The sequence below is a fragment of the Nitratireductor sp. ZSWI3 genome, assembly GCF_024655565.1.
Lineage (GTDB): Bacteria > Pseudomonadota > Alphaproteobacteria > Rhizobiales > Rhizobiaceae > Nitratireductor.
Window position 1 is genome coordinate 25,881 of sequence record NZ_JANKOF010000032.1, and the last position, 19,902, is coordinate 45,782.

Below are 19,902 nucleotides of genomic sequence, written 5' to 3' on the forward strand. Positions count from 1 at the left end.
GATCAGAGCGGCGTTCCCGCCTCCCGCCCGGCCGCGAAGCCGGCGATCAGGGCGATCTGTGCCTCGAGCATGTCACGGCCGTCGCTTGTTACCGCACCCCGCCGGCGGGCCAGCTTCAAAAGCTCCGTGTCGCGCGCCAGCGCCGCGATGTCGGCGACCAGCATCTCCGGCCCCACGCCATCAAGATCGACCGGAAAGGCCTCTGCCGATTTCAATCCGATCGGCGTCGCGTTGATCAGCACGTCGATGCCGGCGAGATCGCCGGAGCCGCGCTGCGCAACCGGCCTGCCGATCGCGCGATCGACCATGCCGATGGTGAAATCCAGCGCCGCATCGTCGATATCGATCACCGACAGCCGGCCGATCCGTTCGCCGGCCAGCGCGTGGGCGATGGCGCGGCCCGCGCCGCCGGCGCCGACGAGCAGCACCGAGGCTCCCGCGAGACGTTCGCGGTTGCCGGCCAGTCCGCGCACGAAACCCAGCCCGTCGAAGAGCGCGCCATGCATGGAACCGTCGTTCCGGCGCTGGATGGAGTTCACGGCGCCGACAGCAGCGGCGGCCGGAGTCAGCTCGTCGCATAGGCGAGCGGCGGCGATCTTGTGCGGCACCGTCACGCCGATGCCCGCCACATTGTCCATCGCCGCGAAAACGTGCCAGGCAGCTTCGAAATTCTCACGGGTCACATGGAAAGGGACGGCATAGAGATCGACGCCCTTTGCCGCGAATATCGGATTGATGAGCGTCGGGGTCTGCACCTGCGCCACCGGGTCGCCGAACACCGCATAGATGCGCGAGGCGCCGCCGAGATTGGGAATGGTGTCGCTCATGATATGGCCGAACCTCCCGAAAAGATGCCACGGCAGCGCTGAAGGGCCGTGTCGAGGACGAGGTCGGGATCTTCCGCCCACCACCGATCGGAAAAGATCTCGACCTCGATCGGTCCGGTGTAGCCGGCGGCCCGCACCTGGCGCCACATGCCGGCCAGATCGATGATGCCGTCTCCCATCATGCCGCGATCACGCAGGACATGCCTTGTCGGCACCAGCCAGTCGCTGACGTGGAAACCCAGGATCCTGCCGGCGGCGCCGGCGTAGGCGAGCTCGGCCGCGAGCCGCTCGTCCCACCAGATGTGATAGGCGTCGGCGACGATGCCGATCCCTTCGCCCAGCCGCTCGCAGATGGCATTGGCGTGGCTGAGGCTCACGATCACCGCGCGGTCGCCGGCGACCATCGGATGCAGCGGCTCCAGCGCCAGCGTCGTGCCGACGGAGCGCGCATGGTCGAGAAGCTGGCCGATGGCATCCTCGGTCTGCGCCCGCGCACCGGCGAGGTCGCGGCTGCCGTCCGCCAGCCCGCCGGAGAAGACCAGAACGTGGTCCGCGGCCAGTTCCGCGGCCATGTCCACGGTTCGCCGCGCCCGGTCCAGATACGCGGCACGACCGGCCGCCCCGGCGGCCAGCAGCGGCCCCGCCCGGTTGAAGCCGAATGTGGAGATGCCGGTGCGGGCCAGCATCCGGCGGGCCTCCGCGAGGCCGACCTTGTCGATCTCGTCGCCCCACAGGGAAGCGCGCGCCAGCCCGCGCGCGGCGCATCCCTCGAGGAACGGTTCCAGCCCCCATCGCTCGCGGATGGTCGCCTGATTGAACACGTATTCGGGCGGTTGCAGGGCTTCGACCATGATGCCGCTCTAGAACTTGTAGACGCCGAGCTTCTCGAAAATCCGATAGATCCTTTCGGCGTATTTCGAGAACTCGGGATACTCGCCCAGATGGGCCGGGCGCGGGCGCGGCAGGTCGATGACGATCTCCTCGACGATCGTGCCGGGGCTCTTCGACATCACCAGCACACGATCCGAAAGGCCGACGGCCTCCTCGATGGAATGGGTGATGAACAACACCGTCTTGCGCGTGTCCAGCCAGAGCATCTCCAGATCGTGCCGGATCTGCGTGCGCGTGATCGCGTCGAGCGCGCCGAAGGGCTCGTCCATCAGCAGCATCGAGGGGTCGTGAACCAGAGCGCGGGCGATCGACACGCGCTGGCGCATGCCGCCGGAGAGCTGCCACGGATAGCGGTTCTCCGCTCCCTTGAGGCCGAGCCGCTCGAACAGGGCGTCGGCGCGGTCCCGGAGCGCCGTCTTGTCCAGCCCACGGATCTCCTGCTGCAGCATGACGTTCTTGATGGCAGTGCGGAAATCCAGAAGCAGATGGTCCTGGAAGACGATGCCGATCTCCGAGATCGGCGCGGTCAGCGGCTTCCCGTCGATCTCCACCGTGCCGGCGCTCGGCGGCTCCAGCCCGGTCACCAGGAGCATGGTCGTGCTCTTGCCGCAGCCCGAGGGCCCGATGATGGAAACGAACTCTCCCGGCTTGATGTCGAGATCGATGGGGCCAAGCGCGTGGAAGGCATTGTCTCCACTGCCGAACACCTTGGTCAGTCCGCGCGCGCTGATCGAGGCGCCCGCGGCGGGCGCGCCACCGCTCGAGCGCGCCGGGCCGGAAGGGGTTTTCATCTCTGCCATCGTCGTGTCCGTCATTGTCGCTCGTCCAGGTTCAGTGTCTGGACCACGGCATCAGCCATTGTCCGATGACGCTCATCGCGCCGTTGAAGATCAGCGCGACGATCGCCGCAGCCACCAGCCCGGAGAACATCAGCGTCATGTCCATGAATGCCGAGGCCCGCACGATCATGAAGCCCAATCCCTTGTTGGAGGCGATGAACTCGGCGATGATGACGCCCTCGACCGCCTTCACCACACCGATCTTCATGCCCGAGAAGATGTGCGGCATCGCCGCCGGCAGCCTGACCTTCCAGAAGGTCTGCCACGGGTCCGCCCCCATGGACCGCGAGATGTAGAAGAGCCTGCGGTCGACCAGCCGGAAACCGGACATGGAATCGACCAGCACGGGAAAGAAGCTCATCAGGAAAACGATCAGCGCGGCGACCAGCGGGCCTATGCCGAACCAGATGATCAGGATCGGCCCGATCACCGTCTTGGGCATGATGTTGAGAAACACGATGACCGGGTAGAGCCCCCGCTCCAGCGCCCCCACCGAGACGATCGCCAGCGCCAGCGGGATCGCCACCAGCACGCCAAGGGCAAAGCCCTCCACGATGGTGAGCGAGGTCCACAGCGCATGGCCGGCGATCAATGCCCTGTCGGTGTAAAGCCGGACCAGGAAATCCGAGGGCTTGGGCGCCAGCCACACGGGCACGTCGAAGAGGCGAAGCGCCACCTCCCACAGGCCGAGCAGCAGCAGCACCGCCGCCGCTCCGATGAGAATGGAGGAAAGGTACGAGCCACCGAACCCCGCCATGAGGCGCGCACGTATGCCGGATGGTGCCGGTGCCATGGCAGAAGCTGTTTGCGACACTACGAGACTTTCCGCGTGAGGGTGATGCCCGGCCGCCCCTGGCGCCCGGGCCGTTTTTGCGATCGGCCGGCCTCAGGGGCAGGTCACCGGCGTCTGCGGCAGATAATCGAGCGTGTAGTAGTCCGTCACCGGCTTGGTGCCGGGAAGGTTCATCGCCGAGGTCATGACGCCGTACATCTTCTCCCAGGTCTCGGCGTCAGTCACGCCGATCGCGTCGCCCGAGCCGCCGGGGCAAACCGACGCGAAGCTGAACTTGGCCGACTGAAGGAGGTTTTCCTTCGAATGGGCCGTTTCCGGGAAGATCTCGAGCAGAGCATCGACCGCCGCTTCCGGGTCCTTCATCGCTTCCTGCCAGCCCATTGCCGTCGCCTCGACGAAGCGCTTGTAGACGTCCGGATTGGCCTGCAGCTTGTCTTCGCGCGCCACGAGGGCGAGGCTCGCGATGGGAACGCCGTTGTTGTAGAAATACATGTTGCCGGCCTCGATGCCCTGGGCTGCCAGCGGCACGACGATGTTCTCCGGCGTCTGCGACACCGCGTCGACCTGCTTGGAGGTCAGAAGGCCGATGAAGGCGCTTTCCGCCGCCGAGACGATCTCCACCTGCGATTCCTCGATGCCGTTGGCGCGCAGGAACACCGGAATGAGGGGCAGCATGGCCGATCCCGGAGACACCGCCAGCTTCTTGCCGATGAGATCCTTCGGCTCCTTGATGCCGGAATCGGCCAGAGACTGGATGCCGAACTGGCCGGATTTCCAGATGGTCGCGATGATGCGGATCGGCGCGCCCTGCGCGGCGACATTGAGCGTCGCGCCGGTATCGGCATAGCCGAGCTCCGTCTGCCCGGTCGCCACCAATTGCGCCGCCACGGCGGAACCGCGGCCCTCCGTCAGGGTGACGTCGAGATCGTGGTCCTTGTAGATGCCCTTGGCCTGGGCGACCGCGAAGCCGAGATGCGCGGAATCGGCCGTCCAGTTCATCTGCATCTGGATCTTGTCCTGCGCCAGCGCGGGAGCGCCTCCTGCAAGCAATGCGAACATTGCCCCCGCCGCGAGATGCCTCGATTTGAACTGCATTCCTTCCTCCCTTTGTTTTATCGTGATGCCCGATCGCCGATCACGAACCTGTCAGCGCCGCCGCCAGGGCAGCAATGTCCTTTCCGCCAGTTCCATCCCCCAGCTGAGCACGACCCCGATCATCGAGCCGACCACGAGCACGGCGAAGATCAGCGACGTGTCGGAATCGTCCATCCCCCGGAGAACCAGGTAGCCGAGCCCGTTCTGCGAATTCATCCACTCGACGACGATCACCACGGTGACCGCGATGACGACGGTGATCTTGAAGCCGGAAAAGATGCTGGGCGCGGCGGACGGCAGCTCGAACAGGCGGAATGTCTGCCACCACGACGCGCCGACGGAACGGCTGAGATAATACTGCCGGGGGTCGATCGACTTGAAGCCCGTGACGCTGTCGACCAGGATCGGAAAGAAGGTGATCAGCGCGGTGAGCAGGATTTTCGGGAAATCCGCAAAGCCGAACCAGACCAGCATCAAGGGCGCCAGCGTGATCTTCGGCAGGCCCTGGATGAAGACGACAAGCGGATAGAGCACCTGCTCCGCAAGGCGGAACCTGGCGATCAGATAGCCGAGCACGACGCCGGGAATGGCTCCGGCGATGAACCCGTAGACGATCAGCCGCGTCGTCACGAGGGCGTGGTAGCCGAGCCTCTGGTAATCCTCGACGATGCGCGACAGGAACTGCGACGGCGCGGGCAGCACGTAGATCGGCACATCCAGGGCCCTGACCAGCACCTCCCACATCAAGATCAGGCCGGCGAACCACAGGACCGGCTCGAAGATGCGCTGCACGGTGAGGTTGGGGGCCGTCATCCGTCTCTCACGCCTCCACTGCCGTCTGCGCCCGCGCCACCGCAACGGCGGGCTGATAGCCGCGCTGGCGGCTTCGCAGCGACCAGATTTCGGCAACCTCCACAGCGGCCTTCTTCAGCGCGGCGGCAAGCTCCTCGTAGCGTTCCGGCGTGATCCGCACCAGGGGGCCGGCAACGCTCATCGTGCCGGCGACCGGTGCATCCGGCCCGACACCGTTGAAGAACGGGACGGCGACGGCGCCCGTGCCGGCCTCCGCTTCCTCGACGGAGGTCGCGTAGCCCTGCTGGCGTGTTTCGACGAGCCTTGCGCGAAGCTCGTCGACATTGGTCGCGCTGTTGGGGCCGAGCGGCCGCCGCGCCCCGAAGCCGCGGGCGCAGACGATGCGCAACGCCTCGGATTCCGGCAGCGTGGAAAGCCATGCCTTGCCGTTGGCCGTGGCGTGCAGGACGATCTCCTGCCCCATCTCGGGGTCGTAGCGCAGACCCGTGACGGCGCCCTGCGCGCGGGCGACCCAGACGAGATCCTCGCCCTCCACGATCGCCAGGCGGCAATATTCCCGCGTCTCGCGCGCCAGCTTGTCGAGCACGGATTGAACCACGTCGGGCACCGCGCGCACATCGAGATTGCGGAAGGCAAGGGTGCTCATGCGGAGCGAGAGCGCATAGCGCTGCGTTCCGCTGTGCTGCAGCACCCATCCCCGCGCGACGAGCGTGGTCAGCGTGCGGTGAACCGCACTTGCGGGCATGCCCAGGCGGTTTGCGAGATCCGTCAGTTCGATGGGCTCGCGCTCCCCCGCGAGCGCCTCCAGCATCGTCAGACAGCGGTCTATGGCGGCAACGGTCAACCATTTCCTCCCTGGTCAGAACAAGAATATACAATGGGTAATTCCAAATTGGAATAGGATTCCATTTTTACGAAGAACTGTCCTTCACTGCTCGATCCGAACGAGCAGCTTATACCAAGGGAGATGAGTTTTGACCCGTGGGTATGGCCACAAGGGTCTGTGCCGTTCGCCATGCGGATCGGTGCCCGTTTGATCTCGGACGCATTCCACGATAGAGGGCACAGAGGATATGAGCGCCGCTCCCGCGGCGTCGCACAGGATGAGGCAGGCACAGGCAGATGAGCGATCAGGGCGACGACGATTACGTGTATGACGAAACCATCGGCGAGTGGCGCCCGGCTTCCGAGATGGCCGCGGAGAAGGCCAAGGCCGCCGAGGTCCGCGATGCCTCCGGCAACCTCCTTGCCGACGGCGACTCCGTGGTCCTGATCAAGGACCTCAAGGTGAAAGGTGCCGGCCAGACGCTCAAGCAGGGAACGGTCATCCGCTCCATCCGCCTCACCGACAATCCGGAAGAGATCGACTGCCGGCACGACGCCATCAAGGGCCTCGTCCTGCGCACGGAGTTCGTGCGCAAGCGCTGATCAGCCGTCGCGGCGAGGCTCGGCCTCGCTGCCGCAACGCTCCTGATGAGGCCGGCAAGCCTGCCGGCCCGGTCTGCGGCTGCCCGAGGGAGACACCCCGGTTTGGGTCTACGCGCCGCTCGTCCGAGGCCCTATGCGCGATCCGGACCATGGCGGTAGATATCCACCTTCGCCAGCAGACACAGTCTCCGCGTCGAGGAGGAACCGGTATTGCCCTTGTACCAGCCGATGATCCGCCACCTGAAATCCCCCGGGCTGTTTGCCGCGATCGACCGTGTTCCGGCACCTGGCACGCGTGCCGGCGAGCGTGTGTTCGAGGTCTTCAACCCGTCGACCGGCGAATTGCTGGCGAGACTTCCCGACATGGGCGTCGACGAGACAAGGGCCGCGATCGACAGGGCCTTTGCTGCGCAGGCCGGATGGGCGGCCCTGACCGCCCGCGAGCGCAGCGACGTGCTCTGGCGCTGGCATCAGCTGATCGTCGACCACACGGACGACCTCGCCGCCATCCTCACGGCCGAGATGGGCAAGCCGCTAGCCGAGGCGAAATCGGAGGTGGCCCACGCGGCGGCCTATCTGCAATGGTACGCCGAAGAGGCCAACCGTATCTATGGCGAGACGATCTCCGCTCCCTCGACGGACCGCCGCATGCTGGTCATCAAGCAGCCGATCGGCGTGGTCGGCACGATCACGCCCTGGAACTTCCCGGCCTCGATGGTCGCGCGCAAGATCTCGCCGGCCCTGGCGGCCGGCTGCACGATCGTGCTCAAGCCTGCCGAACAGACGCCTCTGGTGGCGGGGGCGATGTTCGCGCTCGCCGCGGAAGCCGGTTTTCCGGAGGGCGTCGTCAACCTGATCTACGCCTCTGAAGGCGATGCGATCGGCCGCGAGCTCTGTTCCAATCCGAAGGTCCGCAAGATCAGCTTCACCGGCTCGACCGAGGTGGGCCGGCTGCTCATGCGCCAGTGCTCGGACCAGATCAAGAAGGTCAGCCTCGAGCTCGGCGGCAATGCGCCGTTCATCGTCTTCGACGATGCCGACATAGACGCGGCCGTGGACGGCGCGATCCAGGCGAAGTTCCGCAATGCCGGCCAGACCTGCGTTTCGGCCAATCGCCTCTACGTCCAGTCGGCGGTTCATGATGCATTCGTCGAGAAATTCGTGGAGAAGGTCCGCCACCTCCCGGTTGGCGACGGCTTCGATTCAGACGTGGCGATCGGCCCTCTGATCGACAGCCACGCGCTGGCCAAGATCGAACTCCACATCGCCGACGTTGTCGCCAAGGGCGGCGTGGTTCGCTGCGGGGGCAACCGCATCGGTGAAAAGGGCACGTTTTTCCAGCCCACGGTCCTCACCCGGATCTCCCACGACATGACGGTGGCGCAGGAGGAGACGTTCGGGCCGGTGGCCCCGATCATCCGCTTCGAGGATGCGGACCAGGTCGTGCACGAGGCCAACGACACGATCTACGGCCTCGCGGCCTATTTCTATGCCTCGAACCTGAAGCGCGTTTGGCACGTGGCCGAGGCCCTCGAATACGGCATGGTGGGGATCAACACGGGACGCATGTCGTCGGAAGCCGCGCCATTCGGCGGCATCAAGCAGTCCGGCATCGGGCGCGAGGGCTCCCGCCACGGGCTCGAGGATTACCTTGAGATGAAATATCTCTGCATGGGCGGGATCTGACGGGAAGTCCCCGGCCCGGGGCCATGCGTCCTCATGCGCACACCCCGAGAGGTCCAGGGCATGCTCGGAACCTACGGAGCCCTTCTCCTGGGGGCCGGCGCGCTCATCTCCACATTCTAGCGGATCGGCCCGCAAATCAGTTCCGATTTTCGGAAATCATGGTGCACATTTGCAGCGTCCATTGTGCGGCCGAACGGCAGGGTCAGGGAAAACGATCCTCGACCGTTTCGCCCTCTGGCGCGTCCGCCTCGCCATAAGCCTTCGACAACAGCCCCGCATCCTCGAGCGCCTCGATGTCCGGCAGGTCGCGCAGCGACTGCAGGCCGAAGGCGGCGAGGAACTGCTTCGTCGTCACATAGCTGTAGGGCGCGCCCGGCGTCGGGCTGCGCGGACCGGAGGCGAGGAAGCCGGCACCCCGCAGGGTGCCGATCGTGTCGCGCGAAACCTCCCGGCCGAAGATCTTCGACAGGTCGCCGCGGGTGATCGGCTGGAAATAGGCGACCGCCATCAGCACCATCGCCTCGAATTCCGACAGCGCCGAGGCCGGGCCGCGGGTCGGCGGCGCGGCCGCGCGGATGGTGTCGGCGAAACGCGCCCGGGTGCGGTGCTGCCAGCCGCCGGCGACCGCGACCAGTTCGTAGGGCCGCCCGCGCAGCTCTTCCTGCAGGTCGTCGATCAGAAGGTCGAGGCTGCAGTCGCGGCCCACAACGCGCGCCAGCGTCTCGCGGGTAACCGGCTCGGCCGAGGCAAAGATCACCGCCTCGACCCGCAACATCCACTCGCGCCAGCGCAGCTCCGGCGGCAGACCCTCGAGGTCGCGGTCGAACAGCGGCGCGCCGGCGCCGTTCGTCGCCTCATCCCGGGTCGCGTCCCCACGCGGTGCGACGTCCATGGTCACAGCCCGAAGATCCGGAACGAGGCGCGGCCGGACAATTCGCGCACCGCGCCGAACCCCTGCAACCGGTCGAACAGCCGCATCGCCGCCCAGCGCGAGAGATTGCCACCGGGGGCCGAGGCGGGAACCGCATCCTCCTCGAGCAGCTTCTGAATGACCGCTTCCGCGCCCCTGGTGCGCAGCTTGGGGGCGACGGCAAGAAGCGTCTGCGCATGCCGGGCGATCGCGCCCGCCGAGTGCAGGGCAGCGCCCGTCGCGTCCACCAGGGCAAGACAGACGGCGCCCGGAAAGGCCGGCTCCCCAGGCCGCACGCGCCCCCGTTCTCCAGCGATGCGGAAGGCCGGTCCGAAACGCTCGCCCATCAGCAGCGGGACGGGACGGTCCCATTTCAGGGTCGTGGCGATCAGCGTGTCGGCCAGCGCCCAGGCCAGCGGTTCGGCATCCGGCCGCACGCCGATAATCGCCGTCACCAGCGCCGCCGCCGCGAACGGCACCGGCCGGTCCGACTGCAGCGCCGCGTCGGCATGATCGACGGCTGCGGCAAGGCGCTCGTCCCAGGCAAGGCCAAGGAGATCGGCAACCTCGGCCACCGCCTTCGAGGACAAGCCGGGTCTTCGCGCCGCAACCCCTCTATAGGCCAGAAGCACCTTGCCGGCAGGGCCCGGATCATCGCCCGGCGCGGTCAGATAAACGGCGTCGCGCAGGCCCGCCTCATCCTCGCCGCGGCCCATCAGCCGATTGGCCCCCGCCGCGCATCTCAGCGCCTGCCGGGCCCGCCAGCAGCCGGCCCAGGCGGGGCGGCCGCACACCAGATCATCAAGGGATTTCAGGGCGATGCCGGCGGCGAAGGCGGCATCCGCCTGGCTTGGGTCGCGGCCGCGCGGCAGCGCCCAGCGCGGCAGGGCGGCCGGCGGCACGGCGGGCAAGGGCAATGCTGCAGCAAGCGAATCCATGCCGGGAGCCTACACCGGACGTGCAGTTTACGCCATTATTTTTGCGCCAAAGCGCACAGCCTGTCGCTCACAAATTACGATCGATAATCTTGCATTATCGTTCGTTCTGTGAGATCCGTGCGAAATGGCCTCTGCCATCGATCAAACGCCCGAAAACCGTCCTCGGGACGGCTCCCCTCAATCGCAGGAAACCTCCGCGGCTGTCAGTGAAACCGCGCCGTCTGCCCCGGCCGGACCTGACGAACCGGTCGCCGACGATCTTCCGGACATCATCGATGTGGTGATGGAGATGGGGAGAGCACCGGAGGAGCCGCCGGCCGAAGCGAATGCCCTCCGCTATGGCTCCCAGCCCTTCGGGCGTTCGCCATCCTTCGAAAGGTCCACTGGACCTTCCGATACGCCTGAGGGCGTACCGGAGGCTCACCGTTCGGAGTTCGGAAAGCCAAATCATTGGCTTTCCGCCGGCGAAGCCGACCACTCCTCACCCCCTCCCCTGCCCCCACAATCGCAGGCGCAGCCGCCGGAACGCCTTCCCGGCCATCTCGAGGGCCTTGCCCACAGGGCGCGCGGCTATGTCGAGGCGGCGAGCTCGGCCAACACGCGCCGCGCCTATGCGTCCGACTGGCGGCATTTTGCGAGCTGGTGCCGCCGGCAGGGCCTCGACCCGCTCCCGCCCGACCCGCAGGCCGTCGGCCTCTACATCACCGCGCTCTCCTCCGGCACGGCCTCGGGGGACAAGAAATCGGTGTCGACGATCGAACGGCGGCTCTCCTCGCTGACCTGGAACTATGCCCAGCGCGGCCAGCCGCTCGACAGGAAGGACCGGGCCATCGCCACCGTGCTCGCCGGCATTCGCAACACGCATGCCGCCCCGCCGCGCCAGAAGGAGGCGATCCTGCCCGAGGATCTGATCGCCATGCTGGAAACGCTCGACCGGGGAACGCTGCGCGGCCTGCGCGACCGCGCCATGCTCCTGATCGCCTTCGCCGGGGCCTTGCGCCGTTCCGAGGTCGTCGGGCTCGACATCGGCCGCGACCAGACCGAGGACGGGCGCGGCTGGATCGAGATCTTCGACCAGGGCCTGCTCATCACCCTGCGCGGCAAGACCGGCTGGCGCGAGGTGGAGATCGGCCGCGGCTCGTCCGAAGCCACCTGCCCGGTCGCGGCCCTTCAGACCTGGCTCAGATTCGCCCGGATCGCGCATGGCCCCCTGTTTCGCAGGGTCACCGGCCACGGCAAAAAGGTCGGCGCCGACCGCCTCAACGACCAGGAAGTGGCGCGTCTGGTCAAGCGCACGGCGCTCGCCGCCGGCGTGCGCGGCGATCTGCCCGAGCAGGAACGGGTGCAAAAATTCGCCGGCCATTCCCTGCGCGCCGGCCTCGCCTCCTCGGCCGAGGTCGACGAGCGCCACGTCCAGAAGCAGCTCGGTCACGCATCAGCCGAGATGACCCGCAAATACCAGCGCCGCCGCGATCGCTTCCGGGTCAATCTCACCAAGGCGAGCGGATTGTAGGCGCCCTCCCCTCCCTTCGCCGGGCCTTATCCATCAACGACATGAATCGGTCGTCCGAAACCGATTCATCGAATGCGTTGGACGCGCCCGCCGGCTGTCGGGGAAGATCGCGCCATGACGGAAAAGACGTTCTGCCACCTCCTGAAGCGCATCGATCCCGATCGCAACATGGCGCGCTTTTATGCGCTGTCCGTGGAGCCGACCCTTTTCGGCGATGCCGCGCTGGTGCGCCAATGGGGCCGGATCGGGACACGGGGACAGTTGAAGATCAACCTGTTCGACACGAGAAGCGCCGCCGAAACCGCCCTCGCCCGCCTCGCGGAACGGAAACTGCGCCGCGGCTACCGGTCGGACTGAAGCGCAAGGCGCCCTACAACCACGAGGCGGGGCTGTTCGGCAGCCTGTGCTCCGGGTCGACCACGCGCAGTTCGGGCAGGCCTTCGCCGTTCCAGCGCCACAGGGCGACACAGCTTCCACCGGGCGACATGAAGGACGGGTAGATCACGCCGTCAAAGCCTCCGTGCATGAGGTCGTGGCGTGTCCGGTGGGTCTCGGGCACACGTCCCGCATCCATCTCGGCGCGCCATTCGCACCGGTGGAGGTCGGCGGAAAGGCCGAGCGCCTCGAGCTTCTCGGGCACGGTGAGATCCGCCAGCCGTGCGCCGCCCAGCGTCAGTTGCGCAATCAGCGCCGGATGCTGGACAAAACCCTGATTGTACTCGGCCCAGGCGGTCGACAATTCACGCGCCGCATAGATGGTTGGCGCGCCGACCGGGTTCCAGCGGCCGCCGAAGCGCGAAGCCCCCTCCCCCGAGAGCGGCGCATGCGCCCAGCGCGGCACATAGGCCCGCCATAGCGTCTGCGACGTGGTCACGTCAGGCATAAACGCCGGCGCGCACCGCCTCGAGATACGCAAGCACCTTGCCTGCCTTGCCCTCGCCGACCAGGTCATAAGCGGTCTTGCCGGCCCAGCCCGGTATCGGCTGATGCTTGAACCAGATGACGGCGCGATGCTCGTCGCCGGCCATCTCGGTCGCCATCGCCAGAATGCGCACCACCGGGCTCAGGGCCTGGTCCACCTTGCGCTGGCCCGATTTCGCCGTCAGCGTGTTGCGCGCGACCCCGATCAGGCGGGCGAGCTCGGCCAGCGTCACGCCCAGAAGCTCCGAAACCCGGCGCGCCGACAGGAAGGGCGCCCGTTCGTCGGCGAAATGTGCCGCCGCGAAATCCATGTTTGCCGCTACCATCGTGCCATCCTCTCTTTCGGGATTGAACCTAAAACAATCATATCTTGATCGTTCGATGTTCAATTTATGCGCAAATCCAGCGCATTTCAAGATAGGTCCGGCTTTCGCATACCCGCAACGGCCTTCTGCTTCGCGGCGAGCAGCGCGTTCAGCATCGGCTTCACCGAGAAGCTTCCATCATTGGCGCGCTCCGTCAGCCGCCGCAGATAACCGCCTGGCGAACGGATCGCCTCGGCGCGTTCGAGGATCGCCGCGATGGTGATGGCCGCGTTGATCTCGCCCATCTGCGTTCGGGCCTCCGCCCAGGCGTCCGGCGAGACACCGAGCATCGAGCGAACGGTTTCCGCGGCCTTCACGAAATCGCGCCAGTCGGCCAGCCCGCCCGGCGCATAGTCGCGGATCTGCGGGCAGGCGGACGTCACCAGATCGAGTTCCATCGCCGGCGCCCGTTTCTGCCTGGCACCATCCGGCATCCCGTGCTCCTGCCCGGCATTTCCCTGCTTCCGCCGTTGGGAGCTGGCAACCGGCGCTTCCGTTTCAATGGTTTCCATGCTTTTTTCAAGATGGGATTCTGGGTTTGAATTATGAATATGGCGCTCATTTTGACCTGCATTGGCGCTCATATTACTGGTTTTCCCTTCTCCATCCTTCATCTCCCCGGCAGCCAGATCGGCTTCCGAAAGGCCTTCGAGGTAGATCTTCTCGACCTCCAGGCGAAGGCTGGCGAGGGCATCGCGACGCGCTTTCAGCGTCTCCCAGTCCGTGTTGCGGCCGAGGCGGCCGGAAAGCATCTGCAGCCGCTCGGCAAAGGCTGCAAACGCTCTTCCCCTGCCCTCTTCCCCGGCCACGCGGATGATGGCGGCGATGTCGCGCAGGTGGATCGTCACCTCGCTGCGAAGCGCCCGCAGCGCCCGCGACAGACGGCGCGCCTCCGCCGCATGCGCCTCGATCTCGGCGGCGCGCATCACCAGCGGCGCGAGATCGAAACCGAAGGCGGCCTCGATCTGCCCGTCCTCCCCGCGTCTGGCGTAACGCTTTCCGTTGGCGCTGTCGCGGCGCAGGATCAGCCCTGCCTGCACGAGAGCGGCCAGATGCCGGCGCAGCGTCGCCGGCGCCATGCCGCGCGCCCGCAGCGAGAGTTCGGCATTGGAGGGAAACACCACCAGCTCGCCGCTCGGATCGAGCAGGCGCTCATTGTCGAAGCTCACCAGCGCTTCCAGGACGACGATGGCGCGGTCGGAGAGGCCGAGCGCCAGCCGGGCCTCGGTTACCGCCCGCAGGAGCTGCCATTTGTCGACGGCCGCGTCGGCTGCTTCCCTGCGCCCCTCGGCACCCGCGTCGAGCGCCTCCCGCGCCCGCCGAACCTGCTCGTTGACGATGAATTGGGCGCGCGACAACCCTCTCCCGCCGAAGGGCGAGATCGCAAACCTGTCCGTCATTGCCTTACCTTTCAGTAGGCAAGAAAAAGACGCCCACCGGAACGAACCGATGCTTGACAAAGAACGGTGGAAGTGATTCTTTCAGATTGCTACATCGAAAGGGGCTTCCGGAATGGCGACGTTCTGGGGGCCTTTTTTCTTGCGTGCTTTCCTCTCTTTTCGTCCTCGTTCTCTCCGGCCGCCCGGCCGGCATCTCGTGTGACCCGCCCGGCCGGCCGTCTCCGTCATGCCTTCGCGGCACGCTCCTCATCGAAGCGCTCGGCCAGCTCGGGCAATCTTTCAGCGACGAAATCCGCAAAACCCGGCAGCGCAACCTCGTCGAAATCCAGCCGCGGCTTTGCGCCGGACGTGATGCGCGCCAGCGTCCGCCCCTGGCCGTCTTCGACGGCGCGCGGCCCTGCCTTGCCGCTCGCTCTTACGGCCGGGCGCCTGGCCAGCCGCTCGAACAGCATGGCGAAGCGCTTGTCCGAATCGGCCGCCCTGAAGGCATCGGAATGGATGACGTCCTGGGCGATCACGACGGCCGCTTCCTTCTTCAGGAAATCGGCGAGAGCCATCCAGCGCGGGCGTCCGGCCTTCGGCGCCGGGCCGATCGCGCTGGCGATGTGCGCCGGCACGGCCTCCGCCACCTGCAAGAGCCGCGTCATCTCGGCCTTGTGCAGCGACAGCGCGCGCTGCACGACGCCTCGATCGAACCCATGGCGCATCAGCGCCGCGGCGAAGAAGGCCCGCTCGATGAAGGAGAGGTTGCGGCGCTCGGTGTTCTCCTTGCCTTGCGCCAGGACGAGCTGGTCGTCGTCGAGCGTGCGCACGATGGCCTGGACGGGCCGTGACAGGCGCGCGGCGGCGCGCACCCGGCGATGCCCGTAGGCCACCTGGAACCGGCCGCCGACGCTCGGGTGAGGGCGCAGCAGAACCGGAACCTGCTGGCCGTTCTCGCGCATGCTCTCGACCAGTGCGGAAAAGTCCTCGTCGCCCTCATCCTCGCGGCTCAGCCGGTCGCGCACCAGCGATGGGTCGACCAGGCCTGGGTCGATCTCGACCACGCGTTCGCCCCTGGCGAGGCTCTCCTTCAAGGCGCGGGCGTCTTCCACCTCGCGCGTCATCGAGGAAAGTGAAAGCCCCATCGCCTTAACGGCGCCCGAAGCGCTGCGCGGCGGCTCGCCGCCACCGGGCTTCGGCGCCGATTTCATCTCGGGCGCCGGCTGGGCCTGCAGCGGCGCAGGGCGCGGGGAGGGGACCGCGTCACCCTCCGCCGGGCCGCCGCCGAACAGCGCCTTCAGATGATCCTTGCGCTTGCTCATGCCCCGTCTCCGGCGGGAATGCGGCCCCAAGCCTCCTCGATCAGCGTCTCGATCTCGCCGTTGACAGATGTCAACGCCTCCATGGCGCGGTCGTAGGTGGTGCGGGTGAAGTTGTCGCGGCCGACCTCGTAGAGCGTCTGCTTGGTCAGCCCCGCGTCGGAAATCGCCGTTGACTTCACCATGGGCGCCGTCAGCACCCGGGCGCCGAACTGCGAGCGCAGGAAACCGACGATCTGCGTCTGCGGCCCGTCATTGGGCTCATAACGCGTCACCAGATAGCGCAGGAAATCGAAATTCAGCGTGCCGCCCGCCGACCGCACCACCGACAGGAGGTCGGCAGTCATGTAGAGGAACTGGCTCATCGAGGCGACGTCCAGCATCTGCGGATGCACGGTGACGATGACCGAGGTGGAGGCGCACAGCGCCGACAGCGTCAGGAAGCCAAGCTGCGGCGGGCAATCGATCACCACCACGTCGTAATCGTCGGCCACCGAGGCGAGGGCGGTCTGGATGCGCGCGAAGAAGAAGTCGTCGGCGCTGCTGCCCGGCCCGCGTTCGGCCAGCATGCGCGGCGTGGTGTGCTCGAACTCGTGCAGCTCGAGATTTCCCGGCACGAGGTCGAGCCCGTCGAAATAGGTCTTGCGCACGATGTCGGCGAGCGGCCGGCGCTCACCGTCATAGCGGATCGCGCCGTAGAGCGTGTCGTTGCCGGACAAATCGATCTCCGGCTGATATCCGAACAGGGCCGAGAGCGAGGCCTGCGGGTCGAGATCGACGGCGAGCACCCGGTAGCCCGACAGAGCCAGATGCTGCGCCATATGCGCGCTGGTGGTCGTCTTGCCGGAGCCGCCCTTGAAGTTGGTGACGGCAATCACCTGCAGATGCTCGCGCGCGGGGTCGCGCCATTTCACATAGGAGCGCGCCTTGGCCGTGTTACCCTTGGCGCGCGCCTGCGCCGCCAGGTGCTGGCGCAACGCGTTGATGTCGGCGAGCGAATAGAAGCGCCGGCCCCCGGCGCCCGTCTCGGGCTGCGGCCCCTCGCCAGCGATCGACAGCTGCCTCAGATAGCCATCGGAAACGCCGATCAGCCGCGCCGCCTCGCCGCTCGAGAATGTCCTCAGCGTCTTCTGCGCCGCCGGCGGAAACAACCGGTCGCGCATGACGCGCAATTGCTGCGAAAGCTGGGCCGCATCGGCGGCAATGGCCTCGTCGGCAGCGAGGGCACGATGTGTGCCCGCTGCGTCCATCACCACTTCCGCCGCCTTGTCCAAGTCCCGCTCTCCATCATGCTCGCCGGCAATATCCATGCCACGCCGCTCCTTGCATCCACACCTCGCCCGGCGCCCGTTGACACCTGTCAACGCGGCGCGTCTCGTGTTGGCTCGGCGCGGTGCCTGCGCACCCCGCGGCACCCCGGCGGCGGTCCTGCCCGAAAGCAAGGACCCGCATATCCTTGGCGTAGGGTAAACCGATTCGCCGCGCGGCGGCGAGTAGCCTACGCCTCAGACGCGAGATACGCCCATTATGCGGACACGCCGCGACAGCGCCGCCAATCGCTCGCAACCGCTAGTAACATCCGCACACCACGGTTACGCTGAAATGGCTCAATCGCAGCCAACACCGTTACTATTGGCACGGAAGGCGATGCCGGCGTCAAGAAGTTTTTGGTTAACAAAGGGTTAACGGGGCCGACCCGCAACGTCCCGGCCGCCAACAGCGGCGAATCACACACGCGATTCCGGAATGTTTCCACAGCTTTAGCCCTGACGGGAACCGAAAGGCACCCAACAGACGCTCACGCCACAAAGCCGGACCGGGGGCCCGATCACCGCGCCGATCCGGTCTTTCGACATCGCTCGAACGCACAAGATCGCCCGGGCGCGAGAATCATCGCGCGCCTCGTAGGGCAGGGGAGGGGAGCCAGCGCACTTGCCAAGCCTGGCCGATTGCGGTCCATTCAGCGTCGTCGCAAACCGCCCCGGGAGGACAGGCATGAAGACGTTCGCAACGGTGTTTCTCGCGTCGAGGACGGCGATGCTCTGCGCCACGGTGGCCGTGCCTCTCGCGGCAGGTGCCGCGGAAGCGGTCGAGAGCCGCGTCGAGGCGATCACCCTGTCGTCCGGGGGCCTTGCCGAGATCCGCCGCAGCGCCCGCGTGGAAGGCGCCGGCGCGCTCGAGATCGACGTGCCTCTCGAACAGGTCGACGACATCCTGAAGAGCCTCGTCGTGCGCGATCCTTCGGGCAGGGTCGGCGGGCTGACCCTCGACGGGCTGTCGCCGGTCGAAGAGACGTTCCGCCGCCTGCCGTTCCGGCCGCAGGAGATGGGCTCCCTGCCCGATCTGGCGGCCGCGCTGCAGGGCGTCCGCGTCCGCGCCGCCTCGGGCGGGCGCACGGTCGAGGGGACCGTGCTCGGCGTCGGCAGGGAGCGGACCGGCACGGGAGACGACATCGCCGAGGTGCGGGTGCTTTCGGTGATGACGGACGCGGGCCAGGTGGAGGCGCTGCGCCTCGGCACGGACAGCGTCTTCGAGATCCTCGACGCCTCGATGCGCGACAAGCTGCGCGAGGCGGCCGAGGTGAGCGGCCGCGGCCGCACCGACGACATGCGCAGGATCGCCATCGCGCTGGCCGGCGAGGAGGCGCGCGCGGTGGGCATCTCCTATGTCGTGCCGGCACCGGTCTGGAAGACGGCGTATCGGCTGGTCTCCCGGGAAGAGGGCGATGCCCGCCTGCAGGCCTGGGCGGTGATCGAGAACGCGACGGGGGAAGACTGGAACGATGTCGCCGTCATCCTGTCTTCGGGCGCGCCGGTAACGCTCGCCCAGCGGCTGCACCAGCGTTATTGGCACCAGAGGCCCGAGGTTCCCGTAACCGCCGGCAGCACCACGCCCCCGCGGCCGGACGATGCCGCCGAACGCAAGGCGGAATTCGCGCAGGACAATGCGGGCGGTGCGGCACGGCTGCAGCGCCAGGCGCTCGTCGCCGCGCCGGCGCCTTCCGCCATGGCGATGGAAGCGATGATGGCGCCGCCCGACGGCGAGACGGTCGGCCAGGAGGGGCAGACGACGGCCACCTACCGCCTGCCGTTCCCCGTGGCGCTCAAGGCCGGGCAGACCCTGTCGCTGCCCTTCATCGACGCAGAGGTGCCCGCCGAGCGGGTTTCCGTGTTCCAGCCGGAGCGCCGGGAGATCCACCCTGTCGTCGCCCTGCTTCTGGAAAACGGGACCGAGGCGAGCCTGCCGCCCGGCATCCTCACCGTCTATGACGAGCAGGACGGCTATGTCGGCGATGCGCAGCTTGCCGGCATCCCCTCCGGCGAAAGCCGCATGGTGAGCTTCGCCGCCGACCGCAAGGTCGAGATCACCACCACGAGCGAGCCGCAGGAGACCGTCGGGCAGATCGCCGTCGTCGACGGCACGCTGCGCGCCACCACCATCTCGCGCCTGACGACCACCTATTCCATCAAGGGGGCGGCCGACGCACGGCGCACGATCGTCGTCGAGCACCCGCGCCGCGACGGCTGGCGCATCACCTCCGAGGCGCTGTCCGGATCGACACCGACCCATCACCGCCTGCGCGCCACGGTCGCGGCGGGCGGCGCGGCGGAAATCAGAGTCACCGCGGAACGGAGCCGCATGGACAGCTTCGCCCTCGTCAACGCCGACGCAGAGGCGCTGTTCGGCTGGTCCGGCGCGGCAGCCGATCCGCAAATGGCGGCGAAGCTCGGCGAGCTTGCGGATCTGCGGCGTCAGTCCGCCGCGGCCGAGATGGAGATGAGCGACATCGAGGAGGCGATCGCGCGCATGGCGGGCGACCAGACACGCATCCGCGACAACCTTGCCGCCGCGCCGCGCGACAGCGCCCTGGCGCAACGCTATCTGTCGATGTTGGAAAAGACGGAGGACGAGATCGCCGCCCTCAACGGCCGGAGGGATGCTGCGGAAGCGCGGTTCAGGGCGCTGAAGGAGAACGTGGCGGAGTTCATCCGCAGCTTCTAGATGTTTGTCCCGGGTTTGGGCGCCGGCGCTGCATCTTTCCTCCTTCTCTCCGTGGGCGGCAGGGCAATCGCGTTTGGCGGCGCGGTACCCCCACCCCTTACCCCTCCCCTCAAGGGGGAGGGGGATGATGAAGCGCACCACCTTTCTTCCCTCCCCCTTGAGGGGAGGGACCGAGGGTGG

The 19,902-nt window shown here is 67.2% G+C and carries 19 protein-coding genes; 5 read left to right on the top strand and 14 right to left on the bottom strand.

From position 1 onward, the window contains the following. Positions 1-2: 2 nt before the first annotated feature. The 7 genes from NUU27_RS12055 to NUU27_RS12085 all read right to left on the bottom strand — a co-directional run bounded on the left by NUU27_RS12055 (position 3) and on the right by NUU27_RS12085 (position 6,102). The gene (locus NUU27_RS12055) at positions 3-827 is read right to left on the bottom strand and encodes a shikimate dehydrogenase (protein WP_257762351.1); all 825 of its coding nucleotides are present in this window, start codon (positions 825-827) and stop codon (positions 3-5) included. Continuing rightward, a complete protein-coding gene (locus NUU27_RS12060) occupies positions 824-1,678 on the bottom strand; it encodes a sugar phosphate isomerase/epimerase (RefSeq protein WP_257762352.1) in 855 nt (284 codons plus the stop codon). The genes NUU27_RS12055 and NUU27_RS12060 overlap by 4 nt, the downstream gene beginning before the upstream one ends. A 9-nt stretch (positions 1,679-1,687) precedes the next feature. Continuing rightward, positions 1,688-2,533: an ABC transporter ATP-binding protein gene (locus NUU27_RS12065; RefSeq protein ID WP_257762353.1), complete on the bottom strand. Its 846-nt coding sequence runs from the start codon at positions 2,531-2,533 to the stop codon at positions 1,688-1,690. A 16-nt stretch (positions 2,534-2,549) separates the two neighbouring features. Then, positions 2,550-3,314 (bottom strand): ABC transporter permease, encoded by a 765-nt coding sequence (locus tag NUU27_RS12070; RefSeq protein ID WP_257762354.1) that lies wholly within the window; start codon positions 3,312-3,314, stop codon positions 2,550-2,552. A 129-nt stretch (positions 3,315-3,443) separates the two neighbouring features. Then, a complete protein-coding gene (locus NUU27_RS12075; RefSeq protein WP_257762355.1) occupies positions 3,444-4,445 on the bottom strand; it encodes an ABC transporter substrate-binding protein in 1,002 nt (333 codons plus the stop codon). Positions 4,446-4,496: 51 nt separating this feature from the next. Continuing rightward, positions 4,497-5,258, bottom strand: a complete 762-nt coding sequence (locus NUU27_RS12080) for an ABC transporter permease (protein ID WP_257762356.1) — start codon at positions 5,256-5,258, stop codon at positions 4,497-4,499. Between the two features lie 7 nt (positions 5,259-5,265). Further along, positions 5,266-6,102, bottom strand: coding sequence for an IclR family transcriptional regulator (locus tag NUU27_RS12085; RefSeq protein ID WP_257762357.1), 837 nt, complete (start codon positions 6,100-6,102; stop codon positions 5,266-5,268). 278 nt (positions 6,103-6,380) lie between these two features. Here NUU27_RS12085 and NUU27_RS12090 point away from each other — a divergent pair, with 278 nt between their 5' ends. Then, a complete protein-coding gene (locus NUU27_RS12090; RefSeq protein ID WP_257762358.1) occupies positions 6,381-6,686 on the top strand; it encodes an alkylphosphonate utilization protein in 306 nt (101 codons plus the stop codon). Between the two features lie 228 nt (positions 6,687-6,914). Next, the gene (locus NUU27_RS12095) at positions 6,915-8,372 is read left to right on the top strand and encodes an NAD-dependent succinate-semialdehyde dehydrogenase (protein WP_374566627.1); all 1,458 of its coding nucleotides are present in this window, start codon (positions 6,915-6,917) and stop codon (positions 8,370-8,372) included. Between the two features lie 202 nt (positions 8,373-8,574). Here NUU27_RS12095 and NUU27_RS12100 read toward each other — a convergent pair whose 3' ends face one another. Beyond that, entirely contained in the window at positions 8,575-9,264 is a 690-nt protein-coding gene (locus NUU27_RS12100; protein WP_374566630.1) for an SMC-Scp complex subunit ScpB, read from the bottom strand. A gap of 2 nt (positions 9,265-9,266) precedes the next feature. After that, positions 9,267-10,220 (bottom strand): DUF1403 family protein, encoded by a 954-nt coding sequence (locus tag NUU27_RS12105; RefSeq protein ID WP_257762360.1) that lies wholly within the window; start codon positions 10,218-10,220, stop codon positions 9,267-9,269. 124 nt (positions 10,221-10,344) lie between these two features. Here NUU27_RS12105 and NUU27_RS12110 point away from each other — a divergent pair, with 124 nt between their 5' ends. Continuing rightward, positions 10,345-11,733, top strand: a complete 1,389-nt coding sequence (locus NUU27_RS12110; protein WP_257762361.1) for a site-specific integrase — start codon at positions 10,345-10,347, stop codon at positions 11,731-11,733. A gap of 114 nt (positions 11,734-11,847) precedes the next feature. Next, positions 11,848-12,090 (top strand): WGR domain-containing protein, encoded by a 243-nt coding sequence (locus NUU27_RS12115; RefSeq protein WP_257762362.1) that lies wholly within the window; start codon positions 11,848-11,850, stop codon positions 12,088-12,090. Between the two features lie 13 nt (positions 12,091-12,103). Here the strand turns inward: NUU27_RS12115 and NUU27_RS12120 are convergent, their stop codons facing one another. From NUU27_RS12120 to repA, 5 genes are all read right to left on the bottom strand, one after another. Continuing rightward, complete coding sequence (locus NUU27_RS12120; RefSeq protein WP_257762363.1) at positions 12,104-12,616, bottom strand: RES family NAD+ phosphorylase; 513 nt, start codon at positions 12,614-12,616, stop codon at positions 12,104-12,106. After that, positions 12,609-12,980 (bottom strand): MbcA/ParS/Xre antitoxin family protein, encoded by a 372-nt coding sequence (locus tag NUU27_RS12125; RefSeq protein ID WP_257762364.1) that lies wholly within the window; start codon positions 12,978-12,980, stop codon positions 12,609-12,611. Before NUU27_RS12125 ends, NUU27_RS12120 begins: the two co-directional genes overlap by 8 nt. A gap of 86 nt (positions 12,981-13,066) precedes the next feature. Further along, positions 13,067-14,419 (bottom strand): plasmid replication protein RepC, encoded by a 1,353-nt coding sequence (repC, locus tag NUU27_RS12130; RefSeq protein WP_257762365.1) that lies wholly within the window; start codon positions 14,417-14,419, stop codon positions 13,067-13,069. Positions 14,420-14,643: 224 nt separating this feature from the next. Then, positions 14,644-15,723 carry a plasmid partitioning protein RepB gene (gene repB / locus NUU27_RS12135; protein WP_257762366.1) on the bottom strand — a complete coding sequence of 360 codons (1,080 nt, stop codon included), beginning with the start codon at positions 15,721-15,723 and terminating at the stop codon, positions 14,644-14,646. Beyond that, the gene (gene repA, locus NUU27_RS12140) at positions 15,720-16,970 is read right to left on the bottom strand and encodes a plasmid partitioning protein RepA (RefSeq protein ID WP_257762373.1); all 1,251 of its coding nucleotides are present in this window, start codon (positions 16,968-16,970) and stop codon (positions 15,720-15,722) included. The genes repB and repA overlap by 4 nt, the downstream gene beginning before the upstream one ends. A gap of 745 nt (positions 16,971-17,715) precedes the next feature. On the opposite strand from repA, the gene NUU27_RS12145 reads away from it, so the two are divergent. Next, positions 17,716-19,722, top strand: a complete 2,007-nt coding sequence (locus tag NUU27_RS12145) for a DUF4139 domain-containing protein (protein WP_257762367.1) — start codon at positions 17,716-17,718, stop codon at positions 19,720-19,722. The last annotated feature ends 180 nt before the right edge of the window (positions 19,723-19,902 follow it).